At 64.2% G+C, this 21,587-nt stretch carries 14 protein-coding genes and 1 pseudogene; 3 read left to right on the forward strand and 12 right to left on the reverse strand.

Features of this window, described 5'->3' with window-relative positions; genetic code table 11:
* A pseudogene (locus HP546_RS01075) lies at nt 1-361 on the forward strand (hypothetical protein); the annotation flags it as partial.
* A 239-nt stretch (nt 362-600) separates the two neighbouring features.
* Here HP546_RS01075 and HP546_RS01080 read toward each other — a convergent pair.
* The 4 genes from HP546_RS01080 to HP546_RS01095 form a co-directional block, all read right to left on the reverse strand.
* On the reverse strand, nt 601-2,274 hold the full coding sequence (locus tag HP546_RS01080) for an MFS transporter (RefSeq protein WP_172218807.1): 1,674 nt from the start codon (nt 2,272-2,274) through the stop codon (nt 601-603).
* Between the two features lie 208 nt (nt 2,275-2,482).
* Nucleotides 2,483-3,262: an alpha/beta fold hydrolase gene (locus tag HP546_RS01085; protein WP_172218808.1), complete on the reverse strand. Its 780-nt coding sequence runs from the start codon at nt 3,260-3,262 to the stop codon at nt 2,483-2,485.
* On the reverse strand, nt 3,259-3,684 hold the full coding sequence (locus HP546_RS01090; RefSeq protein WP_172218809.1) for a VOC family protein: 426 nt from the start codon (nt 3,682-3,684) through the stop codon (nt 3,259-3,261). Before HP546_RS01090 ends, HP546_RS01085 begins: the two co-directional genes overlap by 4 nt.
* 75 nt (nt 3,685-3,759) lie before the next feature.
* On the reverse strand, nt 3,760-4,686 hold the full coding sequence (locus tag HP546_RS01095; RefSeq protein ID WP_172218810.1) for an alpha/beta fold hydrolase: 927 nt from the start codon (nt 4,684-4,686) through the stop codon (nt 3,760-3,762).
* Nucleotides 4,687-4,870: 184 nt separating this feature from the next.
* Here HP546_RS01095 and HP546_RS01100 point away from each other — a divergent pair, with 184 nt between their 5' ends.
* Nucleotides 4,871-9,775 (forward strand): NEL-type E3 ubiquitin ligase domain-containing protein, encoded by a 4,905-nt coding sequence (locus HP546_RS01100; protein ID WP_172218811.1) that lies wholly within the window; start codon nt 4,871-4,873, stop codon nt 9,773-9,775.
* 3 nt (nt 9,776-9,778) lie between these two features.
* Here the strand turns inward: HP546_RS01100 and HP546_RS01105 are convergent, their stop codons facing one another.
* The gene (locus HP546_RS01105; protein WP_172218813.1) at nt 9,779-12,250 is read right to left on the reverse strand and encodes a UvrD-helicase domain-containing protein; all 2,472 of its coding nucleotides are present in this window, start codon (nt 12,248-12,250) and stop codon (nt 9,779-9,781) included.
* Between the two features lie 220 nt (nt 12,251-12,470).
* On the opposite strand from HP546_RS01105, the gene HP546_RS01110 reads away from it, so the two are divergent.
* On the forward strand, nt 12,471-13,169 hold the full coding sequence (locus HP546_RS01110) for a pirin family protein (RefSeq protein WP_172218815.1): 699 nt from the start codon (nt 12,471-12,473) through the stop codon (nt 13,167-13,169).
* A 128-nt stretch (nt 13,170-13,297) separates the two neighbouring features.
* On the opposite strand, the gene HP546_RS01115 is transcribed toward HP546_RS01110, so the two are convergent.
* From HP546_RS01115 to alr, 7 genes are all read right to left on the reverse strand, one after another.
* Nucleotides 13,298-14,131, reverse strand: coding sequence for a helix-turn-helix transcriptional regulator (locus HP546_RS01115; RefSeq protein ID WP_256678408.1), 834 nt, complete (start codon nt 14,129-14,131; stop codon nt 13,298-13,300).
* Between the two features lie 53 nt (nt 14,132-14,184).
* Nucleotides 14,185-15,597, reverse strand: a complete 1,413-nt coding sequence (locus tag HP546_RS01120; protein ID WP_172218820.1) for an aminotransferase — start codon at nt 15,595-15,597, stop codon at nt 14,185-14,187.
* Nucleotides 15,598-15,631: 34 nt separating this feature from the next.
* Nucleotides 15,632-16,735 (reverse strand): polyamine ABC transporter substrate-binding protein, encoded by a 1,104-nt coding sequence (locus tag HP546_RS01125; protein WP_172218822.1) that lies wholly within the window; start codon nt 16,733-16,735, stop codon nt 15,632-15,634.
* A 236-nt stretch (nt 16,736-16,971) separates the two neighbouring features.
* The gene (locus HP546_RS01130) at nt 16,972-17,673 is read right to left on the reverse strand and encodes an NAD(P)H-dependent oxidoreductase (RefSeq protein WP_172218824.1); all 702 of its coding nucleotides are present in this window, start codon (nt 17,671-17,673) and stop codon (nt 16,972-16,974) included.
* A gap of 43 nt (nt 17,674-17,716) precedes the next feature.
* Nucleotides 17,717-19,129, reverse strand: a complete 1,413-nt coding sequence (locus tag HP546_RS01135) for an aldehyde dehydrogenase family protein (protein WP_172218826.1) — start codon at nt 19,127-19,129, stop codon at nt 17,717-17,719.
* Nucleotides 19,122-20,312 (reverse strand): pyridoxal phosphate-dependent aminotransferase, encoded by a 1,191-nt coding sequence (locus tag HP546_RS01140; protein WP_172218828.1) that lies wholly within the window; start codon nt 20,310-20,312, stop codon nt 19,122-19,124. The genes HP546_RS01135 and HP546_RS01140 overlap by 8 nt, the downstream gene beginning before the upstream one ends.
* 24 nt (nt 20,313-20,336) lie before the next feature.
* Nucleotides 20,337-21,566 carry an alanine racemase gene (alr, locus tag HP546_RS01145; protein ID WP_172218830.1) on the reverse strand — a complete coding sequence of 410 codons (1,230 nt, stop codon included), beginning with the start codon at nt 21,564-21,566 and terminating at the stop codon, nt 20,337-20,339.
* Nucleotides 21,567-21,587 lie beyond the last annotated feature (21 nt).

The raw sequence follows: 21,587 nt of genomic DNA on the forward strand, positions 1-21,587 counted from the left end.
GTTCACCCTCGATGGCCATACGCCGGCCTTGCGTGAAGCTGGCAGCCGGCTAAAGCACCGGCGCAATGGCTATGTGCTGCGGGTCGAGCACGGAGCGCTGATGCTGTACACCTGGCGCATCCTGCAGCACTTCACGCCGAAGACCTTGGGTGACCTGCTGGCGCGCTATCAGGTGCCGGGGCGGCCGATGATCGAGCTGGACAATGGCTGGTATGACGTAGAGGTGCTGGCCGGTGCGCTGGTGCGGGACGGGGTGTACGAGCCGGCGTTCGAATTCGTGTTGAACAAGCGCTGGAACCGGGGTGAAGCTGCGGGGGTGGATACCGGGTATGCGTTCGGGCTGCGTGGGTATTTTGATTGACGGATGCCTGTAGTGGCCGTTTCGCGGGCAAGTCCGCTTCTGCATCGGGTAGGAGATCCTGTGGTCTTTGGCTAGCTGCGTCAGGGCTAACAGGTGCTTGCCACGGTATTTTCAGCGCCTGTGAGATGGAGCGCCGCGCGGGCGGCGCTCGATCTCACAGGCGCTGCATATCTTGTGGCAAGCACCTCTCAGCCCTGATGCGTTCCCTGTGTAGGCGACCGATACCACCTGTATCCACCTCAAGTAATATCCCGGTCCTTGGTTTCCGGCAGGAACAAGATGCCCAGCACCGCCGTCATCACCGCGATCACGATCGGGTACCACAAGCCGTAATAGATATCCCCGGTGGCTGCCACCATGGCAAACGCCACGGTCGGCAGGAAGCCGCCGAACCAGCCGTTGCCGATGTGATAAGGCAGTGACATCGAGGTATAGCGGATGCGCGCCGGGAACAGCTCCACCAACCACGCGGCTATCGGCCCGTAGACCATGGTCACGTAGATCACCAGGATGGTCAGCAGCAACAGCACCATCGGGTAATGGATCTTCGCCGGGTCGGCTTTTTCCGGGTAGCCTGCTTCTCTCAAAGCGCCGCCCAGGGTCGCGGTAAAGGCGTCGTTCTGCGCCTTGAAGTCCGCCGCCGCCAGGCTGCGGCCATCAAAACTCTGCAGTACCCGCTCGCCAATGCGAATCTGGGTCACACTGCCCGGCTCGGCTGCCTGGTTGGTGTAGGGAATGGCACGCTTGGCCAGCAGGCTCTTGGCGATGTCGCACGAGCTGGTGAATTTGGCCTTGCCCACCGGGTCGAACTGGAACGCGCACTGGCCCGGATCAGCCACTACCACCACCGGGTTCTGCTCCTGGGCGACGAACACGTCCGGGTTGCCATACTCGGTCAGCGCCTTGAAGATCGGGAAGTAGGTCAGCGCGGCGATGATGCAGCCGGCCATGATGATCTTCTTGCGGCCAATCCGGTCGGACAAGCTGCCGAAGAAGATAAAGAACGGCGTGCCGATCAGCAGCGAACCGGCAATCAGCAGGTTGGCCGTCTGCGGTTCGATCTTGAGCGTCTGCAACAGGAAGAACAACGCGTAGAACTGGCCGGTGTACCACACCACGGCCTGGCCAGCAGTGCCGCCAAGCAGCGACATGATCACCACCTTGAGGTTGTCCCAGCGGGCGAACGACTCCGTCAGCGGCGCTTTGCACGCGTTACCCTCGGCCTTCATCTTCAGGAACACCGGCGACTCGTTGAGCTGCATGCGGATATACACCGAAATCGCCAGCAGCAGGATCGACAGCAGGAACGGCACCCGCCAGCCCCAGTCCTCGAACACTTCGGTGCCCATGGCCGTGCGGCAGGCCATGATCACCAGCAGTGAAAGGAACAGCCCCAAGGTCGCAGTGGTCTGGATCCAGGCCGTGAAAAAGCCGCGCCGGCCCTTGGGCGCGTGTTCGGCGACATAGGTGGCGGCGCCGCCATACTCGCCACCCAGGGCCAGGCCCTGCAGCAGGCGCAGGCTGATCAGGATGATCGGCGCCGCCACCCCGATCGAGGCGTAGCTGGGCAGCAGGCCCACCAGCGCGGTGGACAAGCCCATGATGATGATGGTGATGAGGAAGGTGTGCTTGCGCCCGACCATGTCGCCCAGCCGCCCGAACACGATGGCCCCGAACGGTCGCACGGCAAAGCCGGCAGCAAACGCCAGCAAGGCGAAGATGAACGAGGTGGTTTCATTGACGCCGGCGAAGAAGTGCTTGGCGATGATGGCGGCCAGTGAGCCGTACAGATAGAAGTCGTACCACTCGAACACCGTGCCCAGGGACGAGGCGAAGATGACCTTGCGCTCCTCCTTGGTGATACCGCGTTGGGGCGCGCTACTGCCCGTGGATGCGCTGTCGAGAACCGCCATGGGTTGCCTCCGTCGTGTCATCATGCAGGCCGGAGTACCTCATACCCATTTCACCGTCGCACCCAGGCCCCAGGGCTTGCTTTGGTTGCGCGAAGCACGACGAGGCGGGCCGCCTCGGATCGCGGCAAGGTAACTGAAGCATAATCGGCTTTGGCGGGATATCCACTGGCCATGAGCGATAGCCATGCCGCCGCTCGTACAGACGCAATCAGCGCAAAAACTGCACGACCTGGGCCAGCACCGTCTCGGCTTGCTCGCGGTGCGGCACATGCCCGCACCCGGGCAGCCGCCGCATCACTCCCGGCCCGCCAGTCAATGCCAGCAAGCGCTCGGGATGCGCCTGCGAGCCAAACTCGTCGTTATCGCCATGCAGGCTCAACAACGGGCAGCGCACCTGCGGCAACACGGCATTCAGGCTCCACCCGGCAAAATCCTCGCCCAGCCAGTTGTCCACCCAGGCGCGCAACACCCACTCGGCCTTGCCGCCGTGGTAGCGCTCAAGCCGTTGCATCTGCCCGGGCTGGGCAAACTGCAAGGCGGCTGCACGTATGCCTGCAAGGGTGCGTGCTTCGACAAAAGCCTGCGCCGACTCGGTGATCAGCCCCACGCACTGGCCGGTAAACGCCGCCGCGCAGGCAACCGCCATACCACCCCCCACGCTGTGGCCAAAGGCAATGAAGTCGCCAATGGCCAAATATTCGCGCAGCGCCGCGAACCCCTGCTGGGCCTCGTCCTCGATAAAGCCCAGCCGCAGCCTGCCCGGGTGAGTGTCGGAGCGGCCAAAGCCCAGGCGGTCGTAGGCGATCACCCGGCGCCCGGTGGCATGTGCCAGCTGGGCTGGAAAATCGCGCCACAGCGCCACGCAACCGAGCGAGTCATGCAACAGGACAATGGGCACCACCGGTGCCTGCGGCGGCAGCCATTCCCGGGCGAACAGCTTGCCCTCGGCGGTATCGACCCAGTGCTCGGCGCGGTGCAGGTTGCTCATGTTGCCTTGGCGGCGGGTATGGGCCCCTTCAGCTCGACCTGATTGCCATCCGGGTCGTAGCAGTACAGCGACAACCCCTCGCCTTCGGCGCCGTAGCGCTGCTCGGCAGGCTCCACCTTCACCCCCGCTGCCTCCAGGTATGCCGTCAACGCCGGCTCATCGAACGGCTCGATGCGCAGGCAGAAATGATGCAGGTTGCGCCCCTCGGCCCCAGGTGCCGCACCGCCAGGCTGGCCCAGCGGGCCGTCCAGGGTCACCAGGTCGATCATCGCGGTGCCCGTGGCCAGGTGGACCATGCCCAGGTCGTCGCGCACGCGGCTGACCGTGCAGCCGAGCAGCTCGGTGTAGAAGGCAACGCTGCGTTGCAGGTCACTGACCCGCAACACGAGGTGATCGATGTGCTTGACGGCGAACGGTCGCATGCCGGGCTCCTTGTGGCGGTTGTAATCATGCATCCGCCACCATAGCCCAGGTCCACGCAGCGTGACCACAAACAGCTACTCGTTGACCAACCGTTGCAGCACTCCCCCTTCGTGGCGGGTCAGGATACGCAGCAGTTGATCGACCAGCGCCCGGTCCGGTGCATCGAGGTGAAAGTGGTGCCCGCCCGGGTGCCAGGATATCTTCGCCTGGCCGGGCAAGGCCGCCTGGCGCCGGGTAAAGGCCTCGCCGGTAAAGGCCCCCTGGCGGCCGAACAGCAAGTACAGCGGGCAGCTGATCTGGCCAAGCAGGTCACAGGCTTCGCGCTCGGTCAGCGGCATGGGCTCGGGCAGTACCAGGCGCGGGTCATGCCGCCAGCAATAACCATCGCCCAGCTGCAGCAGGTCGCGCCGGGCCAGCAGGCGCGCGGCGCCTTCCGACAGCTCGGTGTCCAGGCGCTCACGACGCTGCGCCAGGGCCGTGTCGAGGTCGTCGAAGCGGCCGCTGCCCGGCTCGGCAAAGCCCTCCAGCTGGCTGCGCTGCACCATCCGTTTGAGCCGGTAGGCGCGGGCAATGTGCTGCACACGATCATCCTCGGCCACCGTGAACGGCGCGCCCATGCCATCCAGGAAGGTCATGCTGGCGATGCCGCTGGTCATCGCCGCCAGCAGCGACGCCACCCCGGTGCCCATGCCGTGGGCCAGCACATGAAATTGCCGCAGCCCCAGGCTGTCGGTCACCGCCAGCATGTCTTCGGCATGCTCCCACAGGTAGTAGCCACTGTCGTGGCGGCGGTGGTCCGAACGACCGTGGCCGACCAGGTCCGGGGCGACCACGAAACAGTGTTCCAGCAGCGGTGCCAGCCGGTCGAACGAGGCGGCATTGTCCAGCCAGCCATGCAGGGCCAGGACCGGTATGCCGTCCTCCGGGCCCCAACAGCGCACGGCGATTTCAATGCCGTTGTTGTCCAGCAAGTGGTCCCTGGGTGTCGATGATGAGCGCATGGCTGGCTTCCTGTCTAAGACCTGGCAGACGGTGACAACCAACCTTCGCGCGATGTCTGCGGCGGCGTTGATGCCTGCCCGACGCTGGCATAGGCGAGACCGACACATCGTGGGCTAACTAACTACCGCCGCTTCACGCCTTGCCTGGCATGCAATGGCCCCTCACCCTGACAGGAGCCACACCATGACAGCCGCAACGCCCTACCACCTGCGCCAGATCGAACGCACATTGCCTTACTGGTCGCGGCACACGCCAAGCCCGCAGGTCAGCGCAATGCTGAACACCCTTCGCGCGGATTACCAACAAGCCAACGGCGAACCTTACCCCTGGTATGAGACCGCAACAGAAGCCCAACGTCAGGCGCTGCGCAGCGCTATCGCACAACGTGACAACAGCCGCAAAAGCTTGCACAAGACGCTCAAGGCGCTGAAAAGCATCCCTGACTTCTGCAAGCCATTGCTGGAACAACGGCTGGGCATCGCAGTACCGGTCGATAAGGCCGTGTATTTCTTCCAGCCGTTCAAACGCAGGCCGTTCCTCCCTACAGAGAGCGAGCCCGGGTTTGCCGCACCAGCCGAGCAGACACGCTACGCGTACGACCCCGATGGCAAGCCTCGCAAGGTGTCGTTGCTGGAAGCGGCCATGCACAACTTCACCGCTGATGATGAAGCGGGCCCCTACAGCCTGCTCCTTCACAGTAAAACCAGCACCAATCCGCTGACAGGCTGGACACCCGCCACCTTCATTCAAGCATGCCGTGAGCTGGACTTGGGCAAGCGATACCAGGACCATCTGGCCTCTATCCATGACGGCAGCCAGAAGGCCGAAATCGAGCAACAGCACATTCAGGCAAGCCGTGACGAACTGATGGTTCAGGCACAAATCGCGGTATTGCGTGGCAAGCTGAGCAGCGATGGTCTGCAGGCAGTGAACCGCCTGTGCGTGGCCGATACCATAATTGCCGAGGGTCAAGTACCAGTGAGATGCTGGCGGCTGGACCTGTTCCAGGTGCCTTTGCACGAGGTGCTGGTGATCGGCAGCACCGAGTCCTCGCGCATCGTCTACATCCCCGGCGCGCACGACAGCCCCGTCGCCGAGTACCCTTCCACCGGGGAGGCCGCCAAGGCGCTGACACGGCGAATGCAGGATCGGCGGCTACTGCAGACGATCATCCGTTTCGCACCTCAGTCGCTGCAAGGGCAACTGGCCAAGCGCCTGCACGAAAGCCTTTTCGATGAGCTGCTTCCCCCCAACCTGCCAGCCACGCTTCCCAAACCGTCTGCGCGCGTGCTGTACAAGGCCACCGAACTGCCACCTGCGCCCTGGGCCTATTTGTACCTCACTCATGCAAACAGGCTCAAAGCCGACGCCGCAACGCTCGTGGTACCCACTGCCCTGGTGGATGCCAACGCCCGCCTGGAACAGTTCGAGCATTGGCTGTCGGCAGGGCTGGATCTGGCCAATGTGGCGGCACTGTTCATACCAGGGCTCAATACCGTGATGCTGGCCGTTGGCGCCGCGCAGCTGATGCACAGCGTGTTTGCAGGTATCGAGGCATGGGAGGCCGATGACAAGGTGCAGGCCGCGGCGCAGCTCGAGTCGGTGCTGCTGAACCTCGCACTCATAGCGGCCACCGGTGCAGGCGCTGGACTGCTTGCACAGTCCCGTTTCGTCGACTCGCTGGTGCGCATCGAACATGAAGGCAGTGAACGCTTGTGGCAGCCAGCCCTGGATGCCTATGCCAGCGACGTACAACTGCCTGACACATTGGAGGCCAATGAGCAGGGCCAGTACGTTCACCAGCAGCGTCACTTCATCCGTCTGAATGGCAAATTGTTCGAGCAGGTACAGGACGCTTCAGGGCAATGGCGAATCAGCCACCCGACAGACCTCGAGGCCTATCGCCCAACCGTGCGGCATGTGGCTCAGGGTGCCTGGCGCACTATCGGTGAGCACCCTCTGGATTGGGATCGGGCGGAGCTGCTTCGGCGTATCGGCCCCAACGCAGAAGCCCTGAGTGACCTCGAACTGGATAAGGCGCTACGTTGCACTGGTTTCGATGAAGCGCAGCTGCGTCATGCCCATATCAATGAAGACGGCGTGCCACCGCTGTTGGTCGACGCCATCGAGCGGCTAGTCATCGACCAGGAGGCGGGTAATCTGATCACCCGCATACGCCACGGATTATCAGTGCCAACAAACAAACAGTATGCGCTGAACAGCCTGGTCGAACTCCAGGGATGGCCCGCCGACCATGTGCTGAAAGTGTTCGATGGGCCGGAACCCTGGGGTAAATCGGTAACCTACGGCAAAGCCAGTCAGGCCTCGACCGTGGTGATAGAGGTGACCCGAAGCGACCTCGAGCTCGGCAGGCTGAGCCAGACCGTGCTGCAACAGATGGACGATCAGGCCGCCGGCACGCTACTGCGCGGCAACTATCTGCCATTCTCCCGCGCCGGTGCCCTTGATGCGCAACTCGCCGAACACCTCGAGGCAAGGCGTGGTGCTTTGTTCCAGGCACTGTATCAAAGCAGGCAGCCCGCGCTGCAGGAAGCTGCACAGGCATTGCACCGTCAGTTTTCCAGCCTGCCGAACCAGATGTTGAACGCTATCGTCAGCCGGGCAAGCGCAGCAGAACGGACGCGTATGCTGGGTGGCCGCGTGCCGTTACGTATCGCCGAAGAAGCACGCAGGCACCAGGCCCACCTGCGCCTGGACCGCGCCATGCTGGGCATGTACCGCGAAGGCCTGGCCAATGCCGACAGCGAGCGCTTGACTGCAGCGCTGCAGGCAGAGAACCCTGGCGCCAGCCCAATGTCATTGCTGGAAGCTGCACTCGCCGACCGTTCCCATGCCGGGCGACTGATTGGCCAGCAACCGGTACGCCCGGGCTATCGTTCGCCCTTGCGCCTTGCCGATGGCCGCTTGGGGTATCCCCTTAGCGGGCGGGGCAACTGGCGCGAATGGATCAGACGTGGCGGCAGGAGCAGCGAAGAGCGCCGCCTGCAAGAATTCTATCCCGCGCTGACCGGCGAACAGCGCCGCGCGTTGCTCGGCGAGTTACGCCAGCGTGGCAATGTCAGCGAACAACTTGGCCAGCTGCAACGCCAACGGCAAAGCCAGGAGCAGAACCTTCAGGAGTGGGCTGCAGCAGCCCACGGCGTGGAGCGTGAGAACCGCGAAGCCTTCGGCACGGTCATGCGCCATGCATCCCGGCGCGAAGGCGGCAACATGCTGATACTGGGCGGCCTTGCACTGCAAGACCTGCCCCAGCCGGTGGCAACGTTCGACCACATCCACACCCTGGTTATCGAGGACCTTGGGTTACGTTCACTCCCCTCCGGCTTTTTCGCGGCATTTCCACGATTGGAAAGCCTGCATGTGGCAGGCAACCCCAACCTGCCGGGCGATGCAGTGTTCACCGCGTTGCTGGGCGCGCCACGGTTACGGCGGCTGCTGGTGACCGGCAGCCCGCTGGGCGAACTGGGCGCGACCGCACATCAGGCACTGGGCAGGCTGACGCTGCTGAGCTCACTTTCCTTCAGGGGCACCCAACTGGCGATCACCGACGCCGACTTGCAGGTATTGACGCGCCTGCCCCTTCAAGAACTGAACCTCAGCGACAACAACATTACATTGGACGCTACAATGTCGGCCCGTTTCGACCAGATGCAGCATCTGCTCGGGCTGGACCTTTCCTACAACCCGCTCACGATTCCCCCGCGGCTGAGCAACCTGCATCGTCTGCGCACCCTCACGCTGACCGAGTGCAACCTGAGTGCCTGGCCCGCTGACCTCACTGCACTCATGAACCGTGACGACTACGCCTTGCGCGCCCTTGAACTCAGCAACAACAATATCCATGACCTGCCTGAGCTGCCCCAGATCCTCGACAGCGCCTACACCCAAAACCTGCTGACCCACCTGGATCACGAATGGGGTTTCCACTTCAACGACCTGGTACCTGAAACAGCGCACCCGTTGCAAACCAGCGGTGTAGCGGTGCTGGAGCACAGTGCTTTCGCTGCGCCCGACGATGCTGTGAACTGGCTTGCCGGTGCATCCGCGGCGCAACAGGCATTGTGGGATGGCCTGTTCGAAAACGGTGCCAACCCGTCGCTACGTGAGGTGATCGCACGTGTCGGGATCTCTGCCCAAGCCCAGCACAACCCGCAAGTGCTGACAGCTCAGGTATGGCAGCTGCTGCAAGCGGCCGGCGAGGATCACGCGCTACTCGAACGCTTGAACGAGCGTGCCGGGGACTTTCCTGCCACCTGTGGCGACGCCGGCGCTGACGGGTTCAGCGCCTTGCAGGTCGAGGTGCTGGTCCACGAGGAAATTCAGCAAACAGAGATCCAGGGGCCACGCCTGTTCCAGTTCTATCGCCAGCTATTCCGTCGCGATCAAGTCAATGCCCTGGCAGCACGTATCTACCTTGCGCGCCTGGAGCAGGCCAACGCAATTTCCCAGTGGGAAAGCGCACCTGTGGCAACAAGGCCAGCAGTTCGTCCCGAGTTCATTCCGGACCCGCTGGACGACTTCACCCATGATCAACTGCAGCAGGGCGGCCTGGACGACATCGAGATCCGCCTGGCGTTGCGCCAGGCACTCGCGCAACGCCTCGAGTTTCCAGAGCCCAGCCAGGACATGCTGTACTTCACGCACGCACAAATCTCCGACGCCACAGTCGACAATGTCGAAGCGGCAGTGGAAGCGCTGGACGACGACGCAGCCGCACGCCGAACCTGGATAGGCGCGCAGCCAGGCTGGCGACGCTTCATCAGGCAGCGCTTCAGCCAACGCTTCGCCTCGCTGGATGAGCCGTGGTACCGGGGCATGGACTATCTGCAGTACTGCCTCGATCCTGAAAGCGAAGCGGTAACGACGTTGGATGAGCCGGTACTCGCGGTGCTCAACAGCGTGCTCCCCGAGGCCATGCCGGACGAAACCGGCAGCCTGCCACGCGTGGACCTTGACAGCCGTCGATACAAGGCTGCGCTCGACAAGCTGGTCGACGGCCGCCAGGCGGAGGAAGACGCTCTGTACCAGCGCCTGACGGCCCAGCAGGACCCTAACGACCGGGACTGAGCCTCACTGGCCGCGCAAGTCTTCGAAGAAGGCCTGCCGGCCATCCACCTGGCTCGACGCACGAGGTGCGGCGGCCGCCTCGCCGTTGCCAGCCTCGACGTGCCAGTAGCACTGCCTGACCGCCCGCGTCACCGCCACATAGGCCAGGCGCTGCACCTCGTCCTTCTGCGCCGTGTCGAACGGCTGCGCATCTCCAGGCTTGCCCAGCCCGGCCTGGCGGTACACCTGGTTCTTGTAGGGCGAGCTGGTCAGGTACTGGCAGTCGCCCAGCATGAACACCGCATCGGCCTGCAACCCCTTGGCGCTGTGGTAAGTCAGTTGACGCAGTCGGCGCTGTTCGACCGGCAATGCCGCCTCGGCATTCAACACTCCTTGCAGGTGATCGTTCATCAGCGCCCTGTCGCTGCCCTTGCGGTACAGCATCATCACTGTCTCGCCACGCTGGTAATGCTCCAGCAGTGTTTCACCCAGGGCGGCCTCGTCACGGTCGAACACCTTCACCGGCGAGCCTGGCAGTTCTGCCGCCGGGCCACTGGCCCGGGCTTTCTTGCCGGTGATCGCCGGCGTGCCCTTGACCAGGTGCTCGGCCGCATCAATCACTTGCTGCTGGCAACGGTAGTTCTCGACCATCATCACCCGCGTGTTGGCCGGTGACGGGAACGCCTTGGTGAACTCCATGAAGTACTTGGGCGAACTGCCGCGCCAGCCATAGATCGACTGCCAGTCGTCGCCCACGCACAGCAGCGACGAATGCTGGGCATGTCGACCGGTGTGCATCGCCGGGCCACGCCGACGGATTTCGGCGAGGCTGGCGCGCAGCCAGCTGACGATCTGCGGCGAGACGTCCTGAAACTCGTCGATCATCAGGTGCGCGAGCGGGCGCAGCAACGGGTCGGGAAGCAGGTGCAGGTTTTCCGGGTTGTTCTCGCCGAACAGGGCGAACATGCGGTTGTAGCTCATCACCGGCGGCGACTGGTCCAGCAGGTGCCCTTCCAGCGCTTTCCAGTACAAGGCCAGGGCTTCGAAGAACAGCGCATCGCTGTCGCCGGACGGAAAGCTCATTGCCGCCACGGCTGTGTTCACGTCCAGGCCGAGGTTTTCGATGAAGTTGGCCGCGCCGACAAATGCATCGAGCAGTGGCGCAGGGGCCAGCTCGCCCTTGACCTTGTACTCGAAGCCAGGGCCTGCCACGGCATCGCCAGCCAGGGAAGCTGCCAGGCGCCGGGCCATGGCGTAGTTGTCGAGCCAGATCAGCGGCCGGTCGCAGAACGCCTGCAGCAAGGTGCGCTTGACGGCCCATTCGGCGCGCACCGCAAGCTTGGCGCCAGGGCGCTGGTACTGCGCGCTCTGCGCCGGGTCGAAGCCCAGCACCACCAGGGGCCCGTCCCCGGCCAGCCGGCCATGCACATGGAAGCGGCTGCCACGGATCTCGACCGTTTCGCGGCTGGGCTCGATGCCCTTGATCGGCCAGGCGCCAGCGGCAAACCACAGGTCTTCGATGACGTCGCACAGTTCTTCGTCGCGCTGGGCAGCCAACTGGGTCACCTGCGCGCGCTTCTGCACGTCGGGGTTGTTGGGGTCCAGCGGCTTGAGCTGCAATGCCTCGCCGCGCAACAGGCCGACCAGCTCGGCGAAGCGCGGGCTTTCGCCCAGCAGGCTGCTGTAGCACTGGTTGAGCTGCTGGCGCTGGGCATCGTTCAGGCGCAGGTCGAACGGGTTGCTGTCGGCCTCGGCTTCGCGTCCGGCAGGCATCTCGTTGCCCAGCGTCTCGAACGCCCGCACCTGGCCAAAGCCAGGCAGGCTGCGCACCAGCGGCAGGATGCGCGAATGGAAGGTGCGCACCAGCTCGCGGGCCTGTACCGGCTGTACGTTGATCTGCCACAGGGCGAACACCTGCAACAGGCGCTTGATGAAGTCCTTGCGCGACTCGCGGGTGAAGGTGACCACGGTCATCGCATCCAGCTCGTAGCCCAGGTAATGGCGTAACAGCAGGATGCGCAATACCAGCGAAGTCGACTTGCCGGCCCCGGCGCCGGCCACCACGCAGGTGGACGGCGTGTCGCTGAAAATCAGCTTCCATTGCGCCGCACTGGGTTGCGCCTCGGCCGGCAGGCGCTGGGCGACATCAGCCTTGAAGCGCTTCTTCAGTTCGGCAGTCAACGGCAGGCGCCAGTCGTCGAAGAGGTTGTCGTCCTGGCCGGGTACCGCGGCGACATCGGGGCGGGTATCGCGGATCACCAGCACCTGGCGCCCGGCTTCATAACCCTCCAGGCGCCCGCGCTCGAAGCCTTCGTGCACGCCATCGGCGTGGCCACTGCGCTGACCGGTGGCATGGCCCAGGAACCAGGAGTCGCGGTGCTGCGCCTGCAGGCGGGTCAGTCCACGTCCCAACAAGCGCGCGGCCAGGCGGCGAAGCCAGGGCAATTGGGCGGGAGGGGCAAGGTCGGCGGGAGCCAGGGGTTGCTCGTGGGCCACGGTCACTCCGTTGAAAAAACAAAATCAGCGGGCATGTTCGCCGCATCGGTCAAAAATCGCCAGCGAATGCTTGCAGATCAGTGGATTAGGCGATGAAGCGGATAAAACGCGCGGCAAAAACAATCGATAGATCTGATCATTTTCAGCCGATATTTACGCTTATTTTCGATGTTTATTTCACGCATCATGGCGTCATTCCACTGATTCAAGGAGCACGACCATGCTGCAACTGCGACCGTTCGAAAGCCTCGGCCACGCCAACCACGGCTGGCTCGATGCCCACCACCATTTCTCGTTTGCCGAGTACTACGACCCGGCGCGCATGCACTGGGGCAACCTGCGGGTGTGGAACGACGACCTGATTGCCGCCGGCAGCGGTTTCCCGCCGCACCCGCACCGCGACATGGAAATCATCACCTATGTGCGTGAAGGCGCGATCACTCACCAGGACAGCCTGGGCAACAAAGGCCGTACCGAAGCCGGTGACGTGCAGGTAATGAGCGCCGGTAGCGGCATCGTGCACAGCGAGTACAACCTGGAAGACATCGACACCCGCATTTTCCAGATCTGGATCGTGCCGGAGCGCACCGGTGATGCACCGATCTGGGGTAGCCGGCCGTTCCCCAAAGGCGAGCGAGGCGAAGGCTTCGTCACCCTGGCCAGCGGCCGTGCCGGTGACGAGGACAGCCTGCAGATTCGCACCGATGCGCGCCTGGTGGCCGCCACCTTGCGTGCCGGTGAAACCGCCGAGTATCGCTTCGATGCTGCACGCCGGGGTTACCTGGTGCCAGCCAAGGGGCTGGTGGAAATAAACGGGCTGCGGGCCAAGGCACGCGATGGTGTGGCGATCGAGCAGGAGCAGGTACTGCGGGTAACCGCCATCGAGGATAGCGAGATAGTGCTGGTGGATGTGGCTTGAGGTCTGCTCCACGCACTCGATGCAGGCGCGGGTTTGCCCGCGCATGCTGTGCCGCCCGTAACGGTCTGCTCACGGGTGAACGCGCTCCTACAGGGCCTGAGTTGTACCTGAAATGAACGTATCAGCCTCTAGGTTGCGAGGTGATCGCCGCGCAACCAGTCGATAAACCGCGCAAACAACTCCGACTGCGAGTTGATCTCCAGCTTCAGGTACAGGTTCTTGCGGTGCATGCGCACCGTCTCCGGCGAGATACCCAGTTGCAGCGCCGTGGACTTCACCGAGTGCCCGCGCAAGATCATGTGCGCCACCTCGCGCTCGCGGTCGGTCAGCACCTGGCAGCCGAAGCTGTCGAACGCGGCCTGCAGGGTGCCGCGCTCGACCGATGGGTTGCCGGCTGCCAGGTTATGCCGGGCATAGCGCCCCAGCAGCTCGCGTACCATCGGCTCAACCGCTCGCAGCAGGTCGATCTGCGCTGCACCGAGGGGTGTGCCGCTGCACCCCTGGAACAGGCTCAGCGATAATTTGCGCCCGGCACTGACGTCGACAATGTAGTAACTGTCTTCGCTGCAGCCGGTGCCCAGGTAATAGGCCTTGTAGTAGTCGCTGTCGAAAAAGTTGTCGGGGGCGATTTCCTGCAGGTGGTAGAAACCCTCGGCCAGGCCGCTTTGCACCGCCAGGCAGAACGGGTCGAGCAGGTAACCGGCGCTGAAGTAGCGCTCCAGCACGGCGGCGCGGTGCAGTTCGGGGATGCCTTGCTGGTACAGCAACTGCGGCGCCCGCCCCTGGCATTCCAGGCTGATCATCATCGACTCGACCTGCACCAGCTGGCCGATGGCCGCAGCCACATGCGCCAGCGCATCGGGCGTTTCGCTGTGTGCCAGCGCGCGCTGCAATGCCGCATGCCATTGCTGCAGCGCGCCCAGGGTGAGGGTAAGCGGGGTGTCGGGGGTGGCCTGGGTCATGCCCGGCAGTCTAGCCTGCCAGGCACGCCCGCGCACAGCCCTGTGCGCCAGGTTCATCGGCCCTTGTACAGGCCAAGCGCGGTGAGTTCGCGCGCGGTTTCGATGATGCACTGGCGCAGGGTGTCGACGATCTCGTCCACCTGCGCATGGGTGATGATCAACGGCGGCGACATCACGTTCAGGTGCATGATCGGGCGCACCAGCAGTCCTCTGGCCTGGGCCTTGCTGTGAATGCGTTCGCCGATGTTCACATCATCGGCGAACAGCGCCTTGCTGGCCTTGTCGGCGACGAATTCGACGCAGGCCATCAGCTTCATGCAGCGCACATCGCCCACCAGCGGCAGCTCGCGCAGGCTCTGCAGGCGTTGTTCGAGGTATCCGCCAACATCCTTGACGTGATCGAGCAATTGCTCGCGCTCGATGATCTCGATGTTTTTCAGCGCCGCCGTGCAGCACACCGGGTGGCCACTGTAGGTGAAACCATGGGTGAAGCAGCGACCCTTGCCCGGTTCGGCGATCACCTGCCAGATCCGCGCAGAGAAAATGCACGCGCCCAGCGGCAGGTAAGCGGAGGTCAGGCCCTTGGCGGTGGTGATGATGTCGGGGGTGACGCCGAACAGTTCCTCGCTGGCGAAAAACGTGCCCAGGCGCCCGAACGAGGTCACCACCTCGTCGGCGACAAACAGGATGTCGTAGGTCTGGCACAGCTGCCACATGCGCAGGAAGTAGCCCTGGGGCGGAATGATCACCCCGCCCGAGCCCATGATCGGTTCGGCGAAGAACGCTGCCACGTTATCGGCGCCCAGCGACAGGATCTTGTCCTCGAACTCGGCCACCAGAAAGTCGAGAAACTCGGCCTCGTCCATGTCGTGCGGGGCGCGGTACGGGTTGGGGTTGGAGACGTGGTGGATCAGGTCGTGATGATAGTCGAATTCCGCCACCCGGTCGGCGGCCTTGTTGCCGATCGACATGGTCAGGGTGGTGGAGCCGTGGTAGGCGTTGTAGCGGGCGATGATGTGCTTTTTGTGCGGTTTGCCGCGGCAGTTCTGGTAGTACTGGATCAGCCGGTAGGCGGTGTCGACCGCGGTCGAGCCGCCGGTGGTGAGGAACACATGGTCAAGGTCACCGGGGGCCAGCTGGGCAAGTTTCTGGCACAGCTCGATGGCGACGTCGTTGGCCATGTCCGAGAACGGGTTGGCATAGGCCAGCTGACGCACCTGGTCGGCGATGGCCAGGGCCATTTCCTCGCGACCCAGGCCGATGTTGGTGCACCACATGCCGCCCACGGCATCAAGGAAGCGGTTGCCGTGGGCGTCGCGGATGTAGGCGCCCTCGCCAGCAACGATGTTCAGCGCGCCTTGTTCGCGGTGCTCGTCGAACACGTGGTAGCCGTGCATGTAGTGGGCCTTGTCGGCTTCCACCAGCGGGTCGTGGGCAATGTTCAATGCTTTGCTTGGGGTGGCCATGGGCAGCTCCTTGGCGGGAATCGTTGGGCAGTGTTCAGAAACCGGTCTTGACCGTGCTCCAGACCCGGGTGATGGCACGCATGTCCTTGGGGCTCTGGGTTTTCTGTGTGAACAGCCGCTCGCGAGTGGGTGCGTCGGGGTAGATGGCCGGGTCCTGGCGGATCTCGTCACGCACCAGCGCGGTGGCGGCGGCGTTGCTGTTGGCGTAGTGGATGTAGTCGGTGACCTTGGCCATGGTCTGCGGTTGCAGCAGGAATTCGATGAAACGGTGGGCGTTGGCCGCGTGGGGTGCATCCTTGGGGATGTACAGGTTGTCGAACCAGATCAGCGAGCCTTCCTGGGGGATGAAGAACGACAGCTTGATATCCTTCTTCGCTTCCACGGCGCGGGCCTGGGCGGTGGCATAGTCGCCGGACCAGGTCAGCGCCAGGCAGACGTCGCCATTGGGCAGGCTGGTGAGGTAGTTGACCGAGTCGAACTTGCGAATGTATGGGCGGATGCCCAGCAGCAGCTTTTCGGCTGCCTTGAGGTCTGCCGGCGAGGCGCTGCGCGGATCCTTGCCGAGGTATTGCAGGGCCAGCGGGATGACTTCGGTGGGCGCATCCATCAAGGTGACGCCGCAGTCGGCAAAGCGTGAAACGATCTTGGGATCGAACAGCATGGCCAGCGAGCCGATGGGGGCATCGGGCATGCGTGCGGTGATCTTGTCGACGTTGTAGGTCACCCCCGAACTGCCCCAGGTGTAGGGCGCCGAGTATTTCAGGCCAGGGTCGTAGCCTTGCAGGTTGCTTATCACCTGCTCATCCAGGTTGTGCCAGCTGGGCAGTTGCTGCTTGTCCAGTGCCTGGAATACGCCAGCGCTGATCAGCGGTGGCACCAGCGAGGCGTTGAGCATGACCAGATCATAGCCGGAGCGGCCGGTAAGCAGTTTGGTCTGCACCGTTTCGTAGCCGTCGAAGGTGTCGTAGATAACCTTGATGCCGGTGGCCTTCTCGAAGTCGGCCAGGGTGGTTTCGCCGATGTAGTCGGTCCAGTTGTACAGCCGCAGCGTATTACCGTTGTCCACCTCTGCCGCCTGGGCCAGGCTGGCGCCAGACACCAGCAGCAGACCGCCAATCACCTTCAGTACCTTGCGCATGGCAACTCCATCGTGTGAGTGCTCCGGATCGAGCCGATGGATGCACTATCGAGGGATTTGCCCCAGCGGGACATACCCCGAATGTGTGGGTGGTCGTTTTTCTGGCAGGTGAATTTTGGGTCAAGGCCACTGGCCCTATCGCCGGCAAGCCAGCTCCCACAGGACTGCATAGAGGCTTGAGGTCTATGCAGTCCCTGTGGGAGCTGGCTTGCCGGCGATAGGGCCAGTGCAGGAAATCACCCCAGTGGGTAAAGCGCCTCGTCGAACTGCGCCAGCCGCGGAAACACCAGCGGCTGGTCGTCCGACAGCTGCTCCAGACGCTGCCGGTACTGCTGCAAAAAGCCCTGCCGCGCTTGCTCGCTGATGTACGGCACATGCCAGGCCACGAACGGCGGCAGCACATCGAAGCCGACATAGGCCAGCGTGCCGCGCAATATCGGCCGCAGCATGTCTTCCAACGGCCCGTGGATCGCCCCTTCGCCAAACATGTGCTCACGGCCGCCCAGGGTCACGCTCACCAGCGCCTTCTTGCCCGCCAGGCCGCCCTGGTCGTAGAAGCGCTTGCCGCCGTAACACACCCCCGACACCAGCACCCGGTCGATCCAGCCCTTGAGCATGGCCGGTGCCGAGAACCAGAAAATCGGGAAATTCAGCACCAGCAGATCCGCCCACAACAGCTTGTCCAGCTCCTGCTGGATATCCGCGGCAATGGCGCCGCGCTTCACGCCCTGGCGCTGCTCCAGCGCATACACCAGGTATTCGGGGTTCTCGCGCTGGGTAAAGTCATCAGCGCTGGCCACCGGGTTCCAGCCCATGGCGTACAGGTCGCTGACCTGCACCTGATGGCCCTGGGCGCGGAAGGTATCCACGGCCTGGTCACGCAGGGCAGCGGTGAACGATTGCGGCTCAGGGTGAGCGTGGACGATCAGTACATTCACAAATATTCTCCTTACACGAAACAGGGTGTCTTGCAGCTGCGGTTCAGCACTGCACCGCCTTGACCTCGACAAACTCCGCCAGGCCTTCCTCGCCCCACTCACGGCCGTTGCCCGATTGCTTGTAGCCACCGAACGGCGCCTGGTAGTTGAACCCGCCACCGTTGATGAAGCACTGCCCGGCCCGGATCTGCCGGGCCAGAGCCAGGCCGTGCTCGCGGCTGCCGGCCCACACGGCGCTGGACAAGCCGAACGGCGAGTCATTGGCCAAGGCCAGCGCCTGGCGCTCGTCGGCATAGGGAATGAGGCACAGCACCGGGCCGAAGATTTCCTCCTGGGCGATGCGCATACGGTTGTCGACATCGGCGAACAACGTCGGTGCCACGTAGAACCCGCGCTCGAACCCGGCGCTGGCACCACCGCACAGCAAGCGTGCGCCCTCCTCCTGGCCCAGGCGGATATAGTCGAGCACCGTGCGCCGCTGGCCGGCGGAGCACATCGGCCCGAGGAAGCTGGCCGGGTCACGCGGGTCGCCCATCAGCAGCGCGCGAGTCTCGGCCTCGGCGATTTCCAGCGCTTCTGCATAGCGGCTGACCGGCAGCAGCATGCGCGTCAGGGCGGTGCAGGTCTGCCCCGAGTTGATCATCACGTCCTGCACCCCATGGCGCACCGCAGCGTGCAGGTCCGCATCGGCGGTAATCAGAAACGGCGACTTGCCGCCCAGCTCCAGGCACACCCGTTTAACCGACGGCGCGGCCGCCTGGGCCACCCGCACCCCGGCGCCGGTGGACCCGGTGAACGACACCATGTCCACCTGCGGGTGCCGGGCCAGCGCCTCGCCGACCTTGGCCCCCGGGCCGCTGACCAGGTTGAACACCCCGGCCGGCAGGCCGATGGCCTCGACCATCTCGGCCAGCACAAACGCATGCAGCGGTGTCTCCTGGCTGGGCTTGACCACCACCGTGCAACCGGCAGCCAAGGCCGGCGCCAGCTTGCCGATCAGCTGGTGCAGCGGGTAGTTCCACGGGTTGATGAACGCGCACACGCCAACCGCCTCGCGGTACACCAGCGAGTTGCCGACTTCGCGCACTTCATCCATCAGCCCGGCCAGCTCGGCGTATTGTTCCAGGCCGGCGATCGGCCCCTCCACCTGCACCGCCTGGCACCACTGCACCGGCATGCCCAGTTCGTCGGTGATGACCGCAGCCATTTCCGCCGCGCGGCTTTTCAGCTGCGCGACCAGCGCTCGGATGTAACCGGCACGCACACCGGAAGGCGTGCGCGACCAGCCATCAAAAGCCCGCCGCGCTGCCGCCACTGCCCGCTCGACATCCGCCTCGGTGCCCAACGGTACCCGGCCGATGGCTTGTTCAGTGGCCGGGTCGATCACCTCGGCCATGCCCTGCCCGGCCGGTATTTGCCAGGCGCCATCGATGTACAGCCGCGCGTAGTCACGCATGGGCCTGCTCCTGCATCAGTTCGCGGGCACAGCGGGCGATGCGCTGGCAGGCGTCGGTCAGGGCCTCGGTGCCCAGTACCAGGCCCAGGCGTATATGCCCGGCGGCGCTCGGGCCGAAGGCCTCGCCAGCGAGTACCGACACCCCCTGGCTGCCCAGCAGGCGGTCGGCGAAGGCCTGCGCGCTGAGCCCGGTTTCGCGGATATCGACCATCACGAACATGCCGCCATCGGGTTTCAGGGCTTTGATTCCCGGGCAGCCAGCCAACTGCTCGCAGACCAGATCACGGCGCTGCCGATAGGCCTCGCGCATGGCGTCCAGCTCAGGCAGTTGCTGTTCCAGCGCCACCACGGCGGCGTCCTGGATAAAGTCCGGCGAGCCGTACAGCATGCACAGGGCGAGGTTTTCCAGGTGCGTGGCCAGTTCGGCAGAACCCACCACCCAGCCCACCCGCCAGCCGGTCATGGCATGCGACTTCGACAAGCTGTTGAGCGTGGCGGTACGCTCGGCCATGCCTGGCAAGCTGCCGGGGCTGATGTGCTCGCCTTGATACAGCAGCTCGCTGTAGACCTCGTCGGAAATCAACCACAGGTCATGGGCAATACACAATTCGGCCAAAGCCTCCCAGGTCGCCCGGGGCAGGCTCGCGCCTGAGGGGTTGTGCGGGCTGTTCAGGGCCAGGGCGCGGGTACGCGGGGTAATGCGCTCGGCCACATCGCGCGGGCACACACGAAAGCCGTTCTCCGGCTTGACCGGCACCGGCACCACCGTGGCGCCGCAAGCGCCGAACACCGCCTCGTAGGTCACGTACATCGGTTCGGCGACGATCACTTCGTCGCCGGCTTCCAGCACACATTGGGCCACGCAGTACAACGCGCACTGCGCCCCCGCCAGCACCGTCACCTGGTCGGCATCGACGGCCTGGCCGCTGCGCTGCCGGTGGCGGTTGGCGATGGCCTGGCGCAGCGCCAGCTTGCCGCGTACATCGGCGTAGTGGGTATGGCCCGCGCGCAGGCTGTCGACGGCCGCCTCGACGATCGGCGCCGGGGTGTCGAAGTCCGGGTCCCCCACCGACAGCAGCAAGATGTCCTTGCCCTCGGCCTGCATGGCCAGGGCGCGGTAGTGGATGTCCCAGGCGGCAGCCCCGTCGCCGGCAATGCGTTGGGTAAGCTTGGCGTAGTGCATGGCAATCTCCCTTAAATGGCGGTTTCAGTCGACGAGGATCTTCGGGTTGGAACTGCCCCATACGGTGTACAGGTCGGCCAGCAGTGCGCCGTTGATTTCTTCCATCTCGGCCTGGGTAATTTCACCCCCGGCCTGCTTGCCGAACAGCACGGCTTCGTTGCCATCTTTAACGTCGGGGAAGTCGGTGACATCGACCATCAACGTGTTCATCGACACCTTGCCCACCACCGGCACCCGGTGGCCGTTGATCAGCACATGGCCTTTGTTGGTGAATGAACGGCGGTAGCCATCCGAGTAGCCGACGGTAATGTTGGCCAGGCGCGAATCGCGCGCCAGGGTCAGGGTGCGGTCGTAGCCGACGGTGTTGCCGGCCGGATAGCTGTGCACGGCGGCCACGTGCGATTTGAACTGCATCGCGCGCTTGTACTCGGTATGCGCCGGCACGGTATCGCCGAACAGGGCACCGCCGGTGCGGACCATGTCCAGGCGTGCTTGCGGCACCTCCAGGGTAGCGAACGAGTTGGCCGCGTGCAGGGTCAGCTGGCTGCGGTCGAGCCTGGCATGCTTGATCAGCCAGTCGGTCTGTTGGTTGAACGCCGCCAGGCCCTTGCGCACATCTTCCTTGTCTTCGACGGCAAAGTGGGTCATCAGCGCGACCAGTTTGAGGTGCTTCTGGTCGGTGATCTGCAGCGCCTCGCCACGCCCGGACCAGGTCGCCATCTCTACCCCGTTGCGGCTCATGCCGCTGGAGTTGAGCGCCATGTGGATACGCAGGATCTTGCCATGCCGCGCGGCGATCGCATCGGCCTGGCGGGCGAACTCGGCACTGCCGACCAGCTCTTCCATGTCGTACTGCAAGGCTTCTTCCAGCTCGCCGAGGCTGGCCAGGCGCACCCGCACCAGTTGCCCGGTGAAGCCGCTGGCGCGGACCACGCGGGCCTCCTCGTTGCTGGCCACGGCCACGCAAGGTACTCCCTGGGCGATGATCGACGGCATCACCAGGCCGATACCGTGGCCATAAGCATCGGCCTTGAGCACGGCACATAATCTGGACTTGCCGCCCAGCTCGGCCTGCAGGGTGCGGATGTTGTGTTGCAAGGCGCTGGCACTGACTTCGACCCAGGCGTTGCTGTTCTGCACGGTCATGGCGCTGGTGCCATTGTCCATTGATAGCGGCGGTGCAGCGTACAGCGGCGCCTGACCAGTGATCAGCAGGGCCAGGGAGGCGGCCAGAAGGGTACGGCGAAATGGCATGGTGTGTTCTCTTGTTATTGT

It is taken from the genome of Pseudomonas sp. CM25, from assembly GCF_013179705.1.
In the GTDB taxonomy this organism is placed as follows: Bacteria; Pseudomonadota; Gammaproteobacteria; order Pseudomonadales; family Pseudomonadaceae; genus Aquipseudomonas.